Annotated in this window: 15 protein-coding genes; 5 read left to right on the top strand and 10 right to left on the bottom strand. The window is 60.9% G+C overall.

The genetic code is table 11. From position 1 onward, the window contains the following. Positions 1 to 110: 110 nt before the first annotated feature. Genes secB through AOA59_RS12995 form a run of 3 tightly spaced genes read right to left on the bottom strand, consistent with a single transcriptional unit; the run spans position 111 to position 1,302 of the window. Positions 111 to 590 carry a protein-export chaperone SecB gene (secB, locus tag AOA59_RS13005; protein WP_012721755.1) on the bottom strand — a complete coding sequence of 160 codons (480 nt, stop codon included), beginning with the start codon at positions 588 to 590 and terminating at the stop codon, positions 111 to 113. Positions 591 to 632: 42 nt separating this feature from the next. Further along, entirely contained in the window at positions 633 to 887 is a 255-nt protein-coding gene (gene grxC / locus AOA59_RS13000; protein WP_065930800.1) for a glutaredoxin 3, read from the bottom strand. 1 nt (position 888) lies between these two features. After that, positions 889 to 1,302: a rhodanese-like domain-containing protein gene (locus AOA59_RS12995; RefSeq protein WP_017138635.1), complete on the bottom strand. Its 414-nt coding sequence runs from the start codon at positions 1,300 to 1,302 to the stop codon at positions 889 to 891. Positions 1,303 to 1,453: 151 nt separating this feature from the next. Here AOA59_RS12995 and gpmI point away from each other — a divergent pair, with 151 nt between their 5' ends. From gpmI to AOA59_RS12970, 5 genes are all read left to right on the top strand, one after another. Further along, positions 1,454 to 2,980, top strand: coding sequence for a 2,3-bisphosphoglycerate-independent phosphoglycerate mutase (gene gpmI / locus AOA59_RS12990; protein ID WP_099487725.1), 1,527 nt, complete (start codon positions 1,454 to 1,456; stop codon positions 2,978 to 2,980). A gap of 225 nt (positions 2,981 to 3,205) precedes the next feature. Further along, on the top strand, positions 3,206 to 4,501 hold the full coding sequence (locus tag AOA59_RS12985) for a murein hydrolase activator EnvC (protein WP_056860666.1): 1,296 nt from the start codon (positions 3,206 to 3,208) through the stop codon (positions 4,499 to 4,501). A 30-nt stretch (positions 4,502 to 4,531) separates the two neighbouring features. Continuing rightward, complete coding sequence (locus tag AOA59_RS12980) at positions 4,532 to 5,839, top strand: S41 family peptidase (protein ID WP_056860667.1); 1,308 nt, start codon at positions 4,532 to 4,534, stop codon at positions 5,837 to 5,839. A 1-nt stretch (position 5,840) separates the two neighbouring features. Continuing rightward, on the top strand, positions 5,841 to 6,626 hold the full coding sequence (locus tag AOA59_RS12975; protein WP_099487723.1) for a divergent polysaccharide deacetylase family protein: 786 nt from the start codon (positions 5,841 to 5,843) through the stop codon (positions 6,624 to 6,626). A gap of 63 nt (positions 6,627 to 6,689) precedes the next feature. After that, positions 6,690 to 7,979: a Vps62-related protein gene (locus AOA59_RS12970; protein WP_099487721.1), complete on the top strand. Its 1,290-nt coding sequence runs from the start codon at positions 6,690 to 6,692 to the stop codon at positions 7,977 to 7,979. Here AOA59_RS12970 and AOA59_RS12965 read toward each other — a convergent pair. The 7 genes from AOA59_RS12965 to AOA59_RS12935 all read right to left on the bottom strand — a co-directional run bounded on the left by AOA59_RS12965 (position 7,932) and on the right by AOA59_RS12935 (position 13,728). After that, positions 7,932 to 8,687, bottom strand: a complete 756-nt coding sequence (locus tag AOA59_RS12965) for an ABC transporter substrate-binding protein (protein ID WP_099487719.1) — start codon at positions 8,685 to 8,687, stop codon at positions 7,932 to 7,934. The genes AOA59_RS12970 and AOA59_RS12965 overlap by 48 nt on opposite strands. A 66-nt stretch (positions 8,688 to 8,753) precedes the next feature. Beyond that, positions 8,754 to 9,524: an imidazole glycerol phosphate synthase subunit HisF gene (hisF, locus tag AOA59_RS12960; protein WP_099487718.1), complete on the bottom strand. Its 771-nt coding sequence runs from the start codon at positions 9,522 to 9,524 to the stop codon at positions 8,754 to 8,756. 9 nt (positions 9,525 to 9,533) lie between these two features. Further along, complete coding sequence (gene hisA / locus AOA59_RS12955; RefSeq protein ID WP_008435688.1) at positions 9,534 to 10,271, bottom strand: 1-(5-phosphoribosyl)-5-[(5-phosphoribosylamino)methylideneamino]imidazole-4-carboxamide isomerase; 738 nt, start codon at positions 10,269 to 10,271, stop codon at positions 9,534 to 9,536. A 39-nt stretch (positions 10,272 to 10,310) separates the two neighbouring features. Continuing rightward, entirely contained in the window at positions 10,311 to 10,568 is a 258-nt protein-coding gene (locus AOA59_RS12950; RefSeq protein ID WP_005783916.1) for a DUF2164 domain-containing protein, read from the bottom strand. Next, positions 10,568 to 11,206, bottom strand: a complete 639-nt coding sequence (hisH, locus tag AOA59_RS12945; protein ID WP_099487716.1) for an imidazole glycerol phosphate synthase subunit HisH — start codon at positions 11,204 to 11,206, stop codon at positions 10,568 to 10,570. The genes AOA59_RS12950 and hisH overlap by 1 nt, the downstream gene beginning before the upstream one ends. Continuing rightward, positions 11,206 to 11,799 (bottom strand): imidazoleglycerol-phosphate dehydratase HisB, encoded by a 594-nt coding sequence (gene hisB / locus AOA59_RS12940; protein ID WP_017138645.1) that lies wholly within the window; start codon positions 11,797 to 11,799, stop codon positions 11,206 to 11,208. Before hisB ends, hisH begins: the two co-directional genes overlap by 1 nt. A gap of 267 nt (positions 11,800 to 12,066) precedes the next feature. Further along, the gene (locus AOA59_RS12935) at positions 12,067 to 13,728 is read right to left on the bottom strand and encodes an OFA family MFS transporter (protein WP_065930809.1); all 1,662 of its coding nucleotides are present in this window, start codon (positions 13,726 to 13,728) and stop codon (positions 12,067 to 12,069) included. Positions 13,729 to 14,037: the final 309 nt, after the last annotated feature.

Genomic DNA, 14,037 nt, shown 5'->3' with positions numbered 1-14,037 from the left:
TGGCTTGCCTGCGATGCAGTCACCTCGGTGTATCAGTGATACTGAGGTGATGCTATCGCAGGCAAGCCAGCTCCCACACAAGCCCGCTCCCACATTTTTATCGCGTCAACTTACTGAACAGTCGACGAACCTTCCTGTTGCATGCGCTGCAGCTCTTGCGCGTACAGGGCATCGAAGTTCACCGGCGCCAGCATCAGTGCCGGGAACGAGCCACGGGTGACCAGGCTGTCCAGGGTCTCACGGGCATACGGGAACAGGATGTTCGGGCAGAACGCGCCCAGGGTGTGGCTCATGGACGCTTCGTCCAGGCCCTGGATCAGGAAGATACCAGCCTGTTGCACTTCTGCGATGAAAGCTACTTCTTCGCCGTTCTTAACAGTCACGGACAAGGTCAGCACGACTTCGTGGAAGTCGCCTTCCAGAGCCTTTTGACGGGTGTTCAGGTCCAGCGCAACGCTTGGGGTCCATTCCTGACGGAAGATGGCCGGGCTTTTCGGCGCTTCGAACGACAGGTCACGCACGTAGATCCGCTGCAGCGAAAACTGTGGGCCTTGAGCTTCTGCTGCTTCGGTGTTCTGTTGGTCAGTCATCGCAGATCCTTCTTGATCTTGGGGTCTTTTAGGGTTTAGGAGTCAGACGAGCAGCAGCGCATCGAGTTTACCGGCGCGCTCCAGAGCGAACAGGTCATCGCACCCACCGACATGCTTGTCGCCGATCCAGATCTGCGGCACGGACGTGCGTCCCGCTTTCTGGGCCATTTCGGCGCGCACTTGGGGTTTGCCGTCGACCTTGATCTCTTCGAAAGCAACACCCTTCTTCTCAAGCAGGGCCTTGGCTCGCATGCAGTAAGGGCACCAATCGCTGGAGTAAACGACAACCTGGCTCATATCACTTCACCAGCGGCAGGTTATCGGCCTTCCAGCTGCCGATACCGCCGGACAGTTTGGCGGCGGTAAAACCGGCTTTGAGCATCTCGCGGGCATGGGTGCCGGCGTGCTGGCCTTGGGCGTCGACCAGAATAATGGTCTTGGCCTTGTGTTTTTCCAGCTCGGGCAAGCGGGCGATCAGCTTGTCCTGTGGAATGTTCAGGGCGCCGACGATATGGCCGGCGGCGAAATCCTTGGCCGGGCGAATATCCACGACAACGGCCTCATCCTTGTTGACCAGCGCGGTCAGCTCCGACGTGCTCAGGCTGCGGCCACCGCGACTCATTTCATGAGCGATCAGCAGCGCCAGCAGGATGACGAAGGCACCCGCGAGCAGGTAGTGGGCAGTGGCAAATGCAATCAGGTGATCAACCATCAAGGAGGTTCCAGGGCGTTAAAATGGCGGTAAGTATACACAGCCGTCAGGGGCGGCCAACCCCCGTAAAGCGGTGACGTGGTCGGAACTTCGCTTTAGACTGCTACTCCCTTTTCAATTGTCTTCCTTTATTAGCGCCGCGAGAGGATCTATGACTACCACGCCTAAACCTTTGGTCCTGATAATTCTCGATGGCTTTGGACACAGTGAAAGCCACCACGACAACGCCGTGTACTCGGCCAGCAAGCCGGTACTCGACCGCCTGACCGCCACCGTACCCAACGGCCTGATCTCCGGTTCCGGTATGGATGTGGGCTTACCGGACGGCCAAATGGGCAACTCCGAAGTCGGCCACATGAACCTGGGCGCCGGACGAGTGGTATATCAGGACTTCACCCGCGTGACCAAAGCGATCCGTGATGGCGAGTTCTTCGAGAACCCGACCATCTGCGCGGCGGTGGATAAAGCCGTAGCCGCCGGCAAAGCCGTGCACTTTATGGGCCTGTTGTCCGACGGCGGTGTACACAGCCACCAGGACCACCTGGTTGCCATGGCCGAACTGGCCTTCAAGCGCGGCGCCGAAAAAATCTACCTGCACGCCTTCCTCGACGGCCGCGATACGCCGCCGAAAAGCGCGCAATCGTCCATCGAACTGCTCGACGCCACCTTCGCCGCCCTCGGCAAGGGCCGCATCGCCAGCCTGGTCGGCCGTTACTTCGCCATGGACCGTGACAACCGTTGGGACCGTGTCGCCCAGGCCTACAACCTGATCGCGGAAGGCCAGGGCGAATTTCACGCCGCCACCGCCCAGGAAGGTCTGGAAGCCGCCTATGCGCGTGGCGAGAGCGACGAATTCGTCAAAGCCACCACCATCGGCGAGCCGGTCAAAGTCGAAGACGGCGACGCCCTGGTGTTCATGAACTTCCGCGCCGACCGCGCGCGCGAGCTGAGCCATGTGTTCGTCGATAGCGGCTTTAAAGACTTCGAACGCGCGCGCCAGCCGAAAGCCGAGTTCGTCATGCTTACCCAATACGCCGCTAACATCCCGGCCCCTTCGGCATTCGCGCCGGGCAGCCTGGAAAACGTGCTGGGCGACTATTTGGCGAAAAACGGCAAGACTCAGCTGCGCATTGCCGAAACCGAAAAATACGCCCACGTGACCTTCTTCTTCTCCGGTGGCCGCGAAGAGCCGTTCCCGGGCGAAGAACGCATCCTGATCCCGTCGCCAAAAGTCGCCACCTACGACCTGCAGCCGGAGATGAGCGCGCCGCAAGTTACCGACAAGATCGTCGATGCCATCGAACACCAGCGTTACGACGTGATCGTGGTCAACTACGCCAACGGTGACATGGTCGGCCACAGCGGCAACCTGGAAGCGGCCGTTAAAGCCGTGGAATGCCTGGACCTGTGCGTCGGTCGCATCGTCGACGCCCTGGAGAAAGTCGGCGGCGAAGCGCTGATCACTGCCGACCACGGCAACTGCGAGCAGATGTCCGACGAATCCACCGGGCAAGCCCACACCGCCCACACCACCGAGCCGGTGCCGTTCATCTATGTCGGCAAGCGTGACCTTAAAGTGCGCGAAGGCGGCGTACTGGCGGACGTGGCGCCTACCATGCTGAAACTGATGGGGCTGGAGAAACCGAAAGAGATGACCGGTACCTCTATCCTGGTCTGATCCCAGCCTCACCACAAAACCAGTGTGGGAGCGGGCTTGCCCGCGATAGCATTCTGCCAGTCGACTACACCGTTCACTGACACACCGCTATCGCAGGCAAGCCAGCTCCCACATCTGCATGTGGCGTCCGTGAGATATCTTGCTCTCCAGCCCGAATTGGGCGTTTTTTTTGCGGCGCTTGGCGGGCATACTAGGCCGTCCCTTTCCCTGGTGTCGCCCGCCTCTATGCTTCGCGCCTTGATTACCCTCGCTCTAGTCTGCTTGCTCCAACCGGCGTTTGCCGATGAGCGCGCACAAACCCAACAACAGTTGGACGCTACGCGTCAGGACATTACCGAGCTGAAAAAACTGCTCGGCAAGCTCCAGGAAGAAAAATCCGGGGTGCAGAAAGACCTGCGCGGCACGGAAACCGAGATGGGCAAGCTCGAGAAGCAGGTCCAGGAGCTACAAAAAGAATTAAAGAAGAGCGAGTCGGAACTGGAGCGACTCGACGCTGAGAAAAAAAAACTCCAGAGCGCACGCGTTGAACAGCAACGCCTGATCGCAATCCAGGCCCGCGCCGCCTACCAGAGCGGCCGCCAGGAATACCTCAAGCTGCTGCTCAACCAGCAGAACCCCGAGAAATTCGCGCGCACCCTCACCTATTACGACTACCTGAGCAAGGCGCGCCTGGCGCAATTGAAGGGATTTAATGAAACCCTGCGCCAGCTGGCCAATGTCGAGCAGGAAATCGCCGACCAGCAGTCGCAATTGCTTGATCAGAAAACCGCCCTCGACACCCAGCGCGACCAGCTGGACAAGGTGCGCAAAGAGCGCCAGCAAGCCCTGGCTAAACTCAATGATGACGTGAAAGCCCGCGACGCCAAGCTCCAGGCCCGCGAGCAAGACCAGGCTGACCTGGGTAAAGTGCTCAAAACCATCGAAGAAACCCTGGCTCGCCAGGCACGTGAGGCTGAAGAAGCGCGGCAAAAAGCGCTGATCGCCCAGCAGGAAGCGGAAAAAAAGCGCCAGCGTGAAGCCGAGCTGGCCGCCACCACTGACGCGCCGGCGCCGCGTAAACCGGCGCACGCAGCGCCTGGGCCGCTGGTTTCCAGCTCCGGCGAGAACTTCGGCGGCCCTTTTGCTTCAGCCCGCGGAAAACTTCCATGGCCCGTTGATGGTCGACTACTGGCGCGCTTTGGTGAAACCCGTGGCGATGACACTCGCGCCAAGTGGGATGGGGTGATGATCAGCGCCGCCGCCGGCAGCCAGGTCCACGCCGTTCACGGCGGGCGTGTGGTGTTTGCCGATTGGCTGCGCGGTGCCGGTTTGTTGGTGATTCTTGACCACGGCAATGGCTATTTGAGCCTTTACGGCCACAATCAGACATTACTCAAGTCGGCAGGTGATGTTGTAAAAGCCGGTGAATCCATCTCCACTGTCGGTAACAGTGGCGGCCAGGACACCCCGGCGCTGTACTTCGCTATTCGTCAGCAGGGCCGCCCGAGCGACCCTGCACAATGGTGCCGTTCCCAAGGATAGGGCTGCACCTACATTAGGAGTTCGTTCGACATGCTGCATTTGTCCCGCCTCACTTCGCTGGCCCTGACGATCGCCCTGGTGATCGGCGCGCCTCTGGCTTTTGCCGACCAGGCTGCACCCGCCGCCACCGCTGCGACCACCAAGGCGCCGCTGCCGCTGGACGAGCTGCGTACCTTTGCCGAGGTCATGGACCGGATCAAGGCAGCCTATGTCGAACCCGTAGACGACAAGACCCTGCTGGAAAATGCCATCAAGGGCATGCTCAGCAACCTCGACCCGCACTCCGCTTACCTGGGGCCGGAAGACTTTGCCGAGCTGCAGGAAAGCACCAGCGGTGAGTTCGGCGGCCTGGGCATCGAAGTCGGTTCCGAAGATGGCCAGATCAAAGTGGTCTCGCCGATCGATGACACCCCTGCGTCCAAGGCGGGCATTCAGGCCGGCGACTTGATCGTGAAGATCAACGGCCAGCCGACCCGTGGCCAGTCCATGACCGAGGCCGTCGACAAGATGCGCGGCAAGCTCGGCCAGAAAATCACCCTGACCCTGGTACGCGACGGCGGCAACCCGTTTGACGTGACCCTGGCCCGCGCGACCATCACGGTCAAGAGCGTGAAGAGCCAGTTGCTGGAGTCGGGCTACGGTTACATCCGTATCACCCAGTTCCAGGTCAAGACCGGCGACGAAGTGGCCAAGGCCCTGGCCAAACTGCGCAAAGACAACGGCAAGAAACTCAACGGCATCGTGCTCGACCTGCGTAACAACCCAGGCGGCGTGCTGCAGTCGGCGGTTGAAGTGGTCGACCACTTCATCAGCAAAGGCCTGATCGTGTACACCAAGGGCCGTATCGCCAACTCCGAGTTGCGCTTCTCGGCCACCGGCAACGACCTGAGCGAAGGCGTGCCACTGGCCGTGCTGATCAACGGCGGCAGCGCCTCGGCGTCAGAAATTGTCGCCGGTGCCCTGCAAGACCAGAAGCGCGGCGTGCTGATGGGCACCACCAGCTTCGGCAAAGGCTCGGTGCAAACCGTATTGCCGCTGAACAACGACCGCGCACTGAAGATCACCACGGCGTTGTACTACACGCCGAACGGTCGCTCGATCCAGGCCCAGGGCATCGTGCCGGACATCGAGGTGCGCCGGGCCAAGATCACCAACGAGGTCGACAGCGAGTATTACAAAGAAGCCGACCTGCAAGGTCACTTGGGCAATGGCAACGGCGGCGCCGATCAGCCGACCGGCAGTGGCACCAAAGCCAAGCCGATGCCGCAGGACGACGACTACCAACTGGCCCAGGCGCTCAGCCTGCTTAAAGGCCTGAGCATTACGCGCAGCCGTTGATATGCGTTTTGCCCTGATCATCGCTCTGCTGTGCAGCCTGGCAGGCGTCGCCCACGCGACGCCTGCCGGCGAGCCGCAAAAGGCCTACCTGACCCTTATCATCGACGACCTGGGGCAAAACCTGCCCCGGGACCGTCGCGTGCTGGGCCTGCCTGGGCCGGTGACTACGGCGATCATGCCCGACACGCCCCACGCCGCCGAATTCGCCCGTGAAGCGCACAAGGCCGGCAAGATCGTGATCCTGCACATGCCCATGGACCCGGCCACCGGCCCGTTCGCCTGGCACCCCGAGCTGCCCATCGAAGAACTCGGCAAGCGCCTGGACGCCGCCTTCAAGGCCGTGCCCTACACCGCCGGCATCAACAACCATATGGGCAGCCGCATGACCGCCCAGCCAGCGGCGATGGCGTGGTTGATGGCCGAGCTGCAACGGCGCAACAAGTTCTTTGTCGACAGCCGCACCAGCGCGCAGACCGTCGCCGCCGCCGAGGCGCAGAAGATCGGCCTGGCGCATGTCTCGCGGGATGTGTTCCTGGATGACGAACGCACCGAGGCGGCGATTGCCACGCAATTGCAAACCGCGATCAAGCTGGCGCACAAACAGGGCTCGGTGGTGATGATCGGCCACCCTTACCCGCAAACGCTGGCGGTACTGGAGCGTGAGTTGCCCAAGCTCAAGGCCCAGGGCATCGACTGGATTGATATCAAGTTGATGATCAGTGTGCGCAGCAACCAAGCCATGGCGGCACACGGCAAAAACGGTACGTATCTTCCGGCACGTAGATAGTTACCGCTCGGTACTGACTGCCCTGCTCGATAGTTGATGCTCCCATCAACTGGAGAGCCCTCCATGAAGCCTCTGCAATTCAATGACCTGCTCATCAGCTTTACCAGCGAGTTTCTGCCACTGTGGAACGACAAGGGTTCGGGCGCGCACAAAGCCGTCGGCCTCTGGCGGCCGAGCACCGCCTCCGATGCCCTGAGCCCGTTTTTTACCTTGGGTGATATTGCGGTGAACCACTATCGCAATATCAACCACGCCAACGTTGTCGCCGTGGTCAGCGACGCGAACAAGGTCGATGGCACGGCCCTGCGTGCGCCCGTCGATTATCAATTGGTGTGGCAGGATGAAGGCACCGGAGCGCTGGGCAATGCGTCCATCTGGCGCCCGCTGCCACCGGAAGGCTATGTGACGATGGGGCTGGTGTACGGCGTGGACTACGACAAACCCTCACGCCATGCCGTGCGGTGTGTGCGAGAAGACCTGGTGATGGCCGCTCAAGCGGGCGAATTGATCTGGGACGATAAAGGCAGCGGCGCCGCCAGCGATTTGAGCCTCTGGTCGGTGTCACCTCCCGATGCACCCGCCGGCGAAATATACCTGGCCCCCGGCACCTTCATCGGCACTGGCAACTATGCCAGGCCAAGCCTTGAGGCCTATTCGCTGCGCCTGACATTGACAGCGCAGTTGCACGACCTGCCACCGCCGAACCTCAGCGGGTACGAACGCCCGGAACCTGATGAAACCGCCCACACGCCCCAGGCGTGCGAGCTGCCCTGGTTCTGTGTCAAGGACCCGGAATTGACCGTGATTGAACAGTTTCAGTCGTCACCGACCTATCGCCTGGAACGCGCCGACCGCCACCTTTGTGTAGGTTTTGGGCACAACATCGAAGCGACCCGTCAGCCGTTCATGTGGACGGCTGCAAAAGGTGAAACAGGTGGGACTGCCAAGGCTCTGGCGGCCAACACCAGCATCGACCTGGGCGAAGAGTGGCCAGGCGGCGAACAGGTTTGCGAGTTGAATTTTTCGGCGCACCTGGATCGCGACTTCACCCACACGCAACGTTCGGCCAAAGGCTGGGACCAGGCTTCGTCGCTGGAAATCATCACCTACGTTCAGCCAAAGAAAGCCGTTGCAGCTTACCTTCTACACAGCGAATACCGCCTGCTGCGACAAGACGGTAGCCAGGTTTCAAGCACCGCCAGCTATACCAATGGTGACAACATCTACCTGAGCGATTATCCAAACGCCGAGCCGCTGCCTGACGAACCACCGCCAGCGGCGCAAACGCACCAAGCGCAGTCTGAGCTAGAGGTAACGGGCCATGATCTGATCGACCCCACCCTCATCCCGTAACTGGTCGAGTGCCGCCTGAAGCTTGGCCACCACCTCATCCGGCACGTCTTTATTCAGCGCCAGGTACAACTGGGCACTGTTGAAGCGCAGCACGGTTTTCAGTTGGGTCACCCCCACCTGGCGAGCCAGATAACGGCCCGCCGGGTCGCCGGTGGCCCACAGGTCGATCTGGCCATCCACCAGTTTTTGCGCGTTGTCCTGGTCACGCAGCGCAACGATGGGCTTAAGGCCCTGCTTTTCCAGGGTCTCGGCAATGGCGTCACCTTTGTAGGCGCCTATCTTGTATCGATGGGCCTGTTCAAGGTCTGTCAGCTCAATCTTGCTGTCGGCCTTGGCCAGCATCACCCAATCATCCGGGCCGATGGGGCCGACCCATTTGAACAGGGCTTCGCGGTCCGGCAAACGCGCCGTCACAAAGACGCCGTAACCGGGCTTTTCCAGGGCGAGCTTGTAGATGCGCTCCCAAGGAAAACGCAAAGTCAGATTGTAGGAAATGCCCGCACGCTTGAACGTTTCGCGCACGATTTCGACGGCGATGCCCTCGATGTTTTCTTCCTTGGCGAAGTTCTTGCCGTTTTTCGCCATGTTGTAAGGCGGGAAGTTTTCCGTCAGCAACACCAGGGAGGCGTCGGACGGTTCTTCGGCGTGAGCCGAGCCCGTCAACAGAATGGACGTACTGGCGAGAGCAAGCAGAAGGGTCTTGAACATGAAGGCTACCGGGATCCATGGCAAGCGCAGAGAGTGCCCCGCGCCTGCCAGGGTGTCCAGCAGCGTTTAGCGAACGACGATACCGCGCGCGGCCATATAGGCTTTGGCCTCGGGCACGGTGTATTCGCCAAAGTGGAAAATGCTCGCCGCCAGCACCGCGCTGGCATGGCCTTCGATCACGCCGTCGGCCAGGTGCTGCAGGTTGCCGACGCCGCCGGAGGCGATCACCGGAATGCCCAGCGCATCGCTGATGGCGCGGGTCACGCCCAGGTCGAAACCGTTTTTCATGCCGTCCTGGTCCATGCTGGTCAGCAGGATCTCACCGGCGCCCAGGGCTTCCATCTTCATCGCCCATTCCACCGCGTCCAGGCCGGTGGGCTTGCGACCGCCGTGGGTGAAGATCTCCCAGCGCGGGGGTTCGCCCGGCGCGGAAACCTTCTTGGCGTCGATGGCGACCACGATGCATTGCGAGCCGAAGTGCTGCGCGGCTTCGCCGACAAACTCCGGGTTGAACACGGCAGCGGTGTTGATCGAGACCTTGTCCGCACCGGCATTGAGCAGGTTGCGGATGTCTTGCACGGTGCGCACGCCACCGCCCACGGTCAGCGGGATAAACACCTGGCTGGCCATGCGCTCGACGGTATGCAAGGTGGTGTCGCGGCCGTCGACGCTGGCGGTGATGTCGAGAAAGGTAATCTCGTCGGCACCTTGCTCATCATAGCGACGGGCGATTTCCACCGGGTCGCCGGCGTCGCGGATGTTCTCGAACTTGACGCCCTTGACCACGCGACCGTTGTCGACGTCCAGGCAAGGGATGATGCGTTTGGCCAGCGCCATGGTCAGTCCTCAGCCGTTGTAGGCGTCGCAGTAAGCCTGGGCTTCGGCGACGTCCAAAGTACCTTCGTAGATCGCGCGGCCAGTGATGGCGCCGATGATGCCGGGCGCCTTGGCGTCCAGCAGCGACTTGATGTCACCCAGGTTGTGAATGCCACCGGAGGCGATCACCGGGATCCTGGTCGCGGCGGCCAGCGCTGCGGTGAACGGCACGTTGCAGCCCTGCATCATGCCGTCTTTGGCGATGTCGGTATAAACGATGGCGGACACGCCGTCGGCTTCGAACTGCTTGGCCAGGTCGATGACCTGCACGGTGCTGATCTCAGCCCAACCGTCGGTGGCGACAAAGCCGTCTTTGGCATCCAGGCCGACAATCACCTTGCCCGGAAACGCACGGCAGGCTTCTGCCACAAACGCCGGGTCTTTCACCGCTTTGGTGCCGATGATCACGTAGCTCACGCCAGCCTTGACGTAGTGCTCGATGGTTTCCAGGGAGCGAATGCCGCCGCCGATCTGGATCGGCAGGTTCGGGTAGCGCTTGGCGATGGCGGTCACCACTTCGCCATTGACTGGCTGGCCTTCGAAGGCGCCGTTCAAGTCCACCAGATGCAGACGACGGCAGCCCCCTTCTACCCATTTGGCAGCCATGCTCACCGGGTCATCGGAGAACACGGTGGAGTCTTCCATGCGGCCTTGGCGCAGGCGTACACAAGCGCCGTCCTTGAGATCGATAGCGGGGATAATCAGCATCTGGCAAACCTTATTCGATATTCAGCAATGCTTGGGAAATCAGGGTTTCTCAAGCGACCACAGGTCGCTTTCGATGCTTTCGAACCTTTCTTTAAGGAGCGTCTGCGTGTCGAAAATCGCCCTGTTGTAATAGTGCGGCGCCACTTCGGTGGTGAACAGCTCAAGAATTTCGGCGACCTCGAACGAGCCCAACTTGAGCTCGAAACGGTCCTCCATGAAACGCTTGATCTTGTCGGTCGCCTCACGCTCCTGTTCGGGCGTGAGGTTCAAGATCGGCGGCTTCGGCTTCTTGGCCATTACCAGCGACCATCCCACGCGGCGAAGTTCTGCAGCAATTGCAGGCCATGGGTATGGCTTTTCTCCGGGTGGAACTGCACGGCAAAGCGCGAACCGTCGGCCAGCGCGGCGGCGAAGTCGACGCCATAATGCCCGCCGCCCACCACGTGGCGCGGGTTACCGGCATTGATGTAGTAGCTGTGCACAAAGTAGAAACGCGCCAGGTCCGGAATGTCGTGCCACAGCGGGTGTTCGACGGTCTGGCTGACTTCGTTCCAACCCATATGCGGCACCTTCAAGTGCTCGCCGTCTTCGTGCAGGTCTTTGCCGAAGAACTTCACCTGGCCGGGGAACAGGCCGATGCAGTCGACGCCGCCGTTCTCTTCACTGCTGTCGAGCAAGGCTTGCATGCCCACGCAGATACCGAGGAACGGGCGGTCCTGGCTGACTTCACGCACCAGGCTGTCAAAGCCCAGGCGGCGGATCTCGGCCATGCAATCGCGAATCGCGCCGACGCCGGGGAACACCACGCGGTCGGCTTCGCGAATCACATCGGCATCGCTGGTGATCAGCACCTTGCCGGCGCCTACGTGCTCGAGCGCCTTGGCCACCGAGTGCAGGTTACCCATGCCGTAATCGATAACCGCGACCGTCTGCATTACAGAACGCCCTTGGTCGATGGCATTTGCCCGGCCATGCGGTCATCCAGCTCTACGGCCATGCGCAGTGCGCGGCCGAATGCCTTGAACACGGTTTCGATCTGGTGGTGGGTGTTGGTGCCGCGCAGGTTGTCGATGTGCAGGCTGACGAGTGCGTGGTTGACGAAGCCCTGGAAGAACTCCTGGAACAGGTCGACATCGAAGCCGCCCACGGTAGCGCGGGTGTACGGCACGTGCATCTGCAGACCCGGGCGGCCGGAGAAGTCGATGACTACACGCGACAGCGCTTCGTCCAGCGGGACATAGGCATGGCCGTAGCGACGGATGCCTTTTTTGTCGCCGATGGCCTTGGCAAATGCCTGGCCGAGGGTGATGCCTACGTCTTCCACCGTGTGGTGGTCGTCGATATGCAGGTCGCCCTTGCTGACGATATCCAGGTCGATCAGCCCGTGGCGGGCGATCTGGTCCAGCATGTGCTCAAGAAAAGGTACACCGATATCAAATCGGGCCTTTCCGGTGCCATCCAGGTTGATCGAGGCTTTGATCTGGGTTTCCAGAGTGTCGCGCTCGACGGATACCTTACGTTCGGCCATCACCAGCTCCGCAAAATCATTGGGCGAAAAAGGCAGCCATTATAGGGGTGCGGGCGCTAAACAGAAACATCGAAGGGGATAAGACTGACGAGTTGATGAATGCGCCCCAGCATGGTGCGCAAAGATCGTTCCCACGCTCTGCGTGGGAATGCCGCTTGGGACGCTCCGCGTTCCGCTGTCGACGCTCGACTGAAGCCTTGCGCCATGGTGACGCAGAGCGTCACAGCCTGCATTCCCACGCGGGAGCGTGGGAACGATCAGGCGGGATTAGTGGAACAACACCGCTGTCTTCTGCAGGGTCACCCACACACCCCACGCCAACGGAATACCTACCACCAGCCAGGCGGCAATCGCCATCGGCACAGTACCAGGGGCCGCTTTCCACTCCAGCGAAGTGCTGGCATCAGCGCCTTTGTCATGGCCCAGCGCCTGTTCGGCAGCCAGCTCGGCGTCGGTCATGAAGTACTTGTCGGCCACCGGGCGCACCAGCAGGTTGCAGAGGAAACCCAGCACCAGCAGGCCTGCAAGGATGTACAAGGTGATGTCGTAGGCCGCAGCGCGCGGAACGCCGATGCTCAGCTGGTATTCGCGAAGGTAGTTCACCAACACCGGGCCCAGCACGCCGGCCGCCGCCCAAGCGGTCAACAGACGACCGTGGATCGCGCCGACCATCTGGGTGCCGAACAGGTCGGCCAGGTACGCAGGCACGGTCGCAAAACCGCCGCCGTACATCGACAGGATGATGCAGAACGCCGCCACAAACAGTGCCACGTTGCCCAGGTGCCCCAGGTTCGGGATTAGCGCGTACAGGGCAAAGCCCAGGGCGAAGAACACGAAGTAGGTGTTTTTACGGCCCAGGTAGTCGGAGAACGACGCCCAGAAAAACCGGCCACCGATGTTGAACAGGCTCAACAGACCGGTGAAACCTGCAGCGATGGCCGCAATGGAAGCCAGTTGACCTGCGTCCAGCTGGCCAAACGGCACATCCACACCCAGCAACTTGCCACCGAACACTTCCTGCAGCAGCGGCGACGCCATGCCGAGGATGCCGATACCGGCGGACACGTTCAGGCACAGCACCAGCCATACCAGGCGGAATTGCGGGGTTTTCCACGCTACGTTCACGTGCACGTGGCGGTGGGTGATCATCGCGTTGCTGGCTTTTTTCGCCGGGGCGGTCCAGCCCTCAGGCTTCCAGCCGGTCGGCGGCACGCGGTACGAGAGTGCGCCACCAATCATGAACACGAAGTAGATGACGGCCATGACCACAAAGCTCTGCCACACACCCACGCTGGTTGGCGAGGCGAAATGGCCCATCAGCGCTGCGGCCAACGGTGCACCCACCATCGCGCCACCGCCGAAGCCCATGATCGCCATGCCGGTAGCCATGCCGCGCTTGTCCGGGAACCACTTGATCAGGGTCGACACCGGCGAGATGTAGCCCAGGCCCAGGCCGATACCGCCAATCACACCGGAGCCGATCCACATCAGCCAGATCTGGTGGGTATAAATCCCCAGCGCCGAGATCAACAGGCCGCCGCACCAGCACAACGCCGAGACAACACCGGCTTTGCGTGGCCCGGCATGTTCCAGCCAGCCGCCCCAGATGGCCGCCGAGCAGCCCAGGAAGATGAAGAACAGGGTGTAGATCCAGCCCAGCATGGAGATGGGCCAGTCGCACTGGGACGAGAAGACTTGCGCAATAAAGCTCATGTCCGGCGCGCAGGCGACCGGTGCGGTAATACCCAGTGCCTTGGACAGCGGCAGCCAGAATACCGAGAACCCGTAGGCCATGCCGATACAGAGGTGGATGGCCAGGGCGGCCGGTGGAACCAGCCAGCGGTTGAAGCCGGGCTTGGCGATAATGCGTTCCTTGGACAGGAACGCAGGCTGTGCGGCAGTACTACCGGCCGCAGTGCTAGTGCTCATTGGTGTTTCCCCCAGTTATTAGTATGTGTCCGTCAGGCACTCTCTCCCTCGACCTTGCACGCAGAGCGTTGGCCGTTGTTGTTGAGTAAAGCTCCTTTTAAGCGCGACTTTGTGTCGCAGACGACAGACGAACCCGCAAAGATTAGCACCAGTGGGTGACAGAAAAACCAAACTGACATCACCTTTTTTACTCAAACTGATTTGTTTGACAGCAAAATCCGACTTTGCCGGTGCTAGATACAATGTAACGATGCGTGAACTGACGCAGGCCTTCGGGCGTTATACTCTGCGGCTAAATTTTGAAATCGA

It is taken from the genome of Pseudomonas sp. 2822-15 (assembly GCF_002742515.1).
GTDB classification, from domain to species: domain Bacteria; phylum Pseudomonadota; class Gammaproteobacteria; order Pseudomonadales; family Pseudomonadaceae; genus Aquipseudomonas; species Aquipseudomonas salomonii.
The sequence above is the reverse complement of the archived record's forward strand: the minus strand, read 5'-3'. Positions and strand labels throughout refer to the sequence as shown.